Source organism: Desulfofundulus thermocisternus DSM 10259 (assembly GCF_000686645.1).
GTDB classification, from domain to species: Bacteria; Bacillota; Desulfotomaculia; order Desulfotomaculales; family Desulfovirgulaceae; genus Desulfofundulus; species Desulfofundulus australicus.
The window spans coordinates 1-5,828 of sequence record NZ_JMLG01000042.1; the positions used below are offsets into that span (position 1 = coordinate 1).

Genomic DNA, 5,828 nt, shown 5'->3' on the forward strand with positions numbered 1-5,828 from the left:
TGGTGGGGCTGTCTTTTGTCCGGCACGGGTTCATTCTTCCTGTGGCTGTATTATACCACATCCGGCCGGAGATTGACATGAGGCGGAACTGGACCGATTCTGAATCGTACACCGGCAGTGAAAAGAAAAAGCCCCGCCGGCGCGGGACCGGGGCTCGATAAGTTAATAAGTTAAGTGCCTGGCACCAATTATAAACTGCATTTTTACCGCATTCTTCAAATGTAGGCCGGATGTGGATTTAATATCCCTGCCAATATGCAGGGTATAAACCTGGCCCGGGGTGTACCCCGCCAGCGGCGGCTTAACTATAACCGACCTGCCGTCATTGCCCATTTCTATCGTAACATTTACTACATTACCGCTGGTATCTTTAACAGTTATGTTTTGAATGGTTATGGTACCTGGATCCACAGGCATATTGAATTTAATAGTCCACACCTTATTGGGCGGCACATTTACTTGTGGAGCCCATTCCCGGGCATCGTCTTCTTCCCGGTCATTGCCGTATTTTACTGTTACTCCCCTGCTGATCAGCCTGGCAATATCTTGATAAGCCTGCGACCCTTCTTCCAGATCCAGGGGATTATCCCGCAGATCCACCACCGCGCCCCATCCTAAACCGCCCTGTTCACTGTTTTTAACCAGAGGACTTATATCCCGGATATTGTTGTGGGCAAGGTTGAGGTATTTTAAGTTCTGTAAATTTTCAATCTCCCGGATACTATCAATCCGGTTCCCGGCAAGATTTAAGGAAACCAGGTTAATGGCAAACTCAAGCCTGGCGAGATCAGCAATATTGCGTTGACTGGCATCCAATTGCTGTAAACCCTTTATATCCTCCCTGGTAATGGCACCCAACGGTTTATTTAAACTATTCCGGACTGCCGCCTCCAGGCCGGGATCCGGGAAGTCAACGGAATCAATAACGTGCACTATCCCCCGCTCACCAACCGCTACACAGCGATGGTCACAGGAGGCAATGTCATTTACCTGGCCAGAGGGGAAGCCGGTGGGGTCTTTTATAACCCGATCCCAACTGGTTCCGTCCAGTGAGGTTAGGATGCCGTTGCCAGAAAAAGAGGGAATGCCCACCCATTGAGAACCGCCCCAGGCAATATGTGCCGGCGCATCAAGGCAATCATATCTCTTCCACACCACACCATCGGCAGAGGTAAGCATCTCGTTTTCCCCCGCCACCAGCCACTGGCTGCCGTCCCAGGCCACATCACGCAAGTTGCCCGTGGTGCCGGAAATCCTCTCCGTCCAGTTCAGCCCGTCGGAGGAAGTAAGGATCAGCCCATCATCGCCTGCTATTATCCACATCTTCCCGTTCCAGGCAACGGCATTGAATGTACGCGGCCCTTTTTCGTTCAGGTCCCGCCACTCCCAAACGTACCCGTCCGGGGAAGTAAAGATGAGGCCGTCATGTGAAATGGCCACCCAGAGGGAAGGGCTTCCTGCAACTCCCACCAGATTAGGATTGACAACGGACGCTCTTCTTACATCCCACTTTACCCCGTCCCGGGAGACAAGGAAGTGCTCTCCAACGGCCACCCACATCCGGCCGTTAAAGGCCACGGCCCGTAGCATTTCCCCTGTCCCGGCATCCTGTTTGGTCCAGCTAAACCCATCGGGAGAGGTATAAATGGCACCGTGATCGCCCACGGCTACCCAGAGGTTCCCGCCGGCAGCCACTCCCCACAACGACCCGGTACCATCTCCTATGGCCCCCACCGGCGCCCAGCAGGTATCTGCCAGCTTGCACCTTCCCGGCACAACAAGAGTAAACTCTTTCGTATCGCTTGCATTTCCCCTGGTCACGGTAGCCGTTAAACTTACACGCTCTTCGATAATTGGATTTTCTCCCGAAAGGTACCTCTCCACCAACCACCGGGGCATTACCGGCCGGGATACTTTTCCGTCTTCAGAGATGATCTCCGGCCTGTCGGACTGCCACCGGATGGTGGAGCCGTATTTTCCCTGCACCGGTAGGGTTAAATCACGGGTGACGCTGGTGCTGCTGTCTCCCGGGGCAAACCCGATGGCCAGGGCTGCCGTGTCTTCGGCCACCGCGTAATAGTCGCTAAGGCGTATTTCGTATTTAAACTCCGCAACGTCGCTGACGTAATCCCAGTTGCCCAGCACCGCCACCGCTTTGACGGTCGTGTCGGCGGCTATGTGCACGGGCTTCCCGTCCCAGAGGCGGGCTGTGCCCGGCCCGGGAACACTGCCGTCGGTGGTGTAGTAAATGGCGCTCCAGGGATTGTCTTCCGTGCGCGGGCAGTCCAGGCTCACATCCAGGGGCCGGTCGTATTGGCCAGGGGAAATACTGGCCAGGGGCGGCTGGGGCATTTGGAAACCGGGAGGCAGGGAATAGACCGTAAAGTTAATCTCCAACATTTCGCCTCCCTTGGAAATAGTGACCCGCATGCCGCCCTCTTTCAGGTCAAAAATCCGGCGTCCTATTTTGGAGCTACCCCAGTAGCCCCCCAAAGGACTTTGAGACCATACCGCAACCTCATTCAGCGACTCTGCCGCAATGATAAAGCCGGGTATATAATTGCCCTTCTGGCCATTCAGAAAGTAGGCGTATATTTGTTGAGACTCCCTGTCTAAGGGGATGTCCACCAGGACGCCGCGCTGGGAGTCAAAGAATTTAACCCCTTCGTTAATGTGAATAAAAGGTATTTCCACATAGCTGACCACCCCCTGGGGAACCACGGCAATGGCCTTGATGGTGGTTCCATTGGTGATGTGCAGCGGGGTGGAGTAAAGAGTGGAGTTGCTGGTTGGCTCGGAGAGATCCAGGGTGTAAAAGATTTTTGCCCCCGCCTCGGAACAGGAAAGTTCCAGGTCCAGCTCTTCCCCCTGGTAATCAAACCAGGCGGCATTGACCAGGATTTTATGGTGATCGGCAGAGAATTGCTTTTCGTCAATCAGATAATATTGATAATGTTCCAGGTAATAATCAAAAGGATATTCCGGTTGGTGTTCCATTAAATCATGATACCTGCATGAATCCCAGGTGACATCCACGCTGTACCACTTACCGTCAATATAAATTTCATTCCAGGCATGATTTGTCTTCTCCGGCAGCCGGGGCCACCCGCCCACACCGTCAGCAGCACCTGTAACAAATTTCGCCGGTATGCCGCCTGCCCGCATCATGGCCGCCAGAAGGAGGGAAAAGCCGTTGCAGACCCCCTTGCGGGCGTGTAAAGTGGGCAGCGCTTCGTAAATTGAATAACTATAGTCATATTTAATGTTCTGAACCACCCATTTGTAAATGGCCGCTGCCTTTTCTTTATCACTGGTCAAACCGCGGGTTATTTCCTGCACCAGGCCGGTTATTTCCGGATCATCACTGGGAATGTCCCAGTACGGGTCCCAGGGACCCGGCCTTAAATAGTCCCATGGGCTCTTGGGCAGCTCACTTGTTGCCGTTCGGAAAAGCTCTCTTTTTGCTGTCTTAAGCTTATCCCCGAAAAGTTTTTTGCTCAACTCGGGCGGCAGGGTGGGCCGGAGCAAACGATCCCCCTGAGGTACTGCCTTTACTTGGCCGTACGCCGCACTGGCAACGGAATTTACGGACAGCAACTGGTTTATATCTTGCTGCCCTGCCTGCCCGGACTGGCTAACCCCTGCTTTTCCATCAAAAGTACGTGCCCAGGCACATCTGCCTGCCCAGGATGGCAAAGAAATATTGACCACAAACATTACCAGTACCATCAGGCCTGTGAAAATGAGTTTTTTCATCGCCTTCACCTTGCCCTCAGTTTTTCCCAAAACGGCCTCTCCGGACAGCCCGCTCAGCTGGTTCCCTTCGCCGGCCATTTTTCGACCGTCACAGGCCGTCCTGCGGGACGGTTTGTTCCCTACCACTGTCGCGGCGATAAGATAAGGCGCCCCCGGAAGGACAAGCCCAGGGGGCACCGGCCACGGGCACGCGCTTATCAATAAGTTAATAAGTTAAGTGCCTGGCACTATCCGCTCCGGAATAACCCTCATCACCCGACGGTGGGGTAACTGGATTATCCTCTTCAGCTTTAACAACAATATTCAAATTATAGTTGGCAAGCTTATGACCCGAAGTGGCGGTCAGGCCGGCATCCACCCGCAGGGTGTACGTCAGGCCGGGTAAAAGGGCATCGCGCGGCTTGAGCCAGAAGGTGGTGTAGCCGCCGGTTTCACCTGTGTTCACCTCGCCTACAAAATATAGCGTGCAGGGCAGCTCGGCACCTCCGGCAGTGAGCAGGTGGAAGTGGGAGGAGGTATTCCCATCTATCTTCACCGGCAGGTTGAAGTCAATCTGCAAAATCTGGCCCGGCTCCATAACGATCCCACCGCCACCGCCGCCCCCGCCCGGGGTGCCTGCACCCGCCAGCTGCGCGGCCACCAGATCCAGATCCAGGCGGCCGTAGCCGGCGTAGTCATCTTTCCCCGGCGGGCCAATATCCACGGCGCCCTTCTGGATTATCTCCGCCACCTGATCCGGCCCGGCACCGGGCAGCTGCGATTTAATTATGGCCGCAGCGGCCGAAACAAAGGGCGCCGCTATGGACGTTCCGCTGACGACGGTATATTCGGGATAAAAGGCATCGGTTGATAGAACATCCACTCCCGGTGCTGCCACCATAATTTCCGGCCCGTGATTTGAAAAATAGGCCACCCCGTCGCCCTCATCGCTGGCGGCCACGGCGATCACATGGGGCAAAGCCGCCGGGTAGAACACCGGACCGCCTTCATTGCCGGCGGAGGCCACCACCACCACGCCGCGCTCCCACGCATAGTCAACCGCATCGGCCAATGCCTGAGAGTACTGTGGACCGCCCAGGCTGAGGTTGATCACCTGTGCCCCGCAGTCAACGGCGTGGGCAATGGCCTGGCTCACCCAATAGATATTAGTTTCCCCCAGCCAGTTGAAGACCCTCAAGGGCAGTATCTGCACATTTTGCCGCCCGGCGGTACCGGCAATGCCGGTGGCGTTGCCGGTGGCGGCAGCGATAACACCGGCCACTTCCGTACCGTGCCCGTCCAGATCCAGCGGGTATGAATCGTTTAATACAAAATCCCAGGCTCCATCAAGCGAGATGCGCCCCTGCAGATCTTCGTGATAAAAATCGATGCCCGTGTCAACCACGGCCACAATCACCGGTTCCTGATTTGGCGCCAGCTTATCCCATGCCCCGGCGGCATTGATCGTGTGCAGTGCCCACTGGTCAAAAAACAGGGGATCGTTTGGGACGTACATCATATGCAGGGGATAATTGGGCTCCGCATACTCTACGCGCCAGTTGCGCTCCTTTAGCATTCTGAGCAAAAGGATGAGATTACAAAAGTAAAACGCTCCGGGGCCCCCCCAGGGCACCGGCCCTTACGCCGTTAATAATAATAATAATAATAAGTTAACAGGTTAATTGCCTGGCACGGGATAAAAGTTTGTAAACAGCCACCGAAGAGATGCGAATATTTTCGCCTATTTCTTGCAACGTATATCCCTGCGCCAGTGCTTCCCTGGCGTACCAAACTTTATACGGCACCAGCGATCTTTTTCTGGATCCGCTCTTTATTTGCGCAAACTCTTCCATATTCACTCCGGAAGCCATGAGGATTTCATCCAACCGCTTCCTGGTGGGTACAGCCTGTCTTGGCTCAACCTTTAAAGCAAAAGATTCCCGGCCGATAAATGAAACATTCTCCCAGTCCTTATCATCATCCTGTTCCATAAGTAAGACATACTTTTTAAAAGCCCTCCCCGGATCGTCATCCAGGATGTCCAGCAGCTGCTTTGTATGTACAAATCCACTACCCTCTCCGCGATAATCAGC

The 5,828-nt window shown here is 54.5% G+C and carries 3 protein-coding genes; all 3 read right to left on the reverse strand.

The window, feature by feature from the left end; all coding sequences use genetic code 11:
• Positions 1 to 162: 162 nt before the first annotated feature.
• Complete coding sequence (locus BR83_RS0113930) at positions 163 to 3,786, reverse strand: chitobiase/beta-hexosaminidase C-terminal domain-containing protein (protein WP_162164761.1); 3,624 nt, start codon at positions 3,784 to 3,786, stop codon at positions 163 to 165.
• A gap of 175 nt (positions 3,787 to 3,961) precedes the next feature.
• Entirely contained in the window at positions 3,962 to 5,368 is a 1,407-nt protein-coding gene (locus BR83_RS16135; protein ID WP_157833034.1) for a S8 family serine peptidase, read from the reverse strand.
• A gap of 37 nt (positions 5,369 to 5,405) precedes the next feature.
• The coding region (locus tag BR83_RS0113940) for a hypothetical protein (RefSeq protein WP_027357568.1) at positions 5,406 to 5,828 on the reverse strand (423 nt) is incomplete at its 5' end.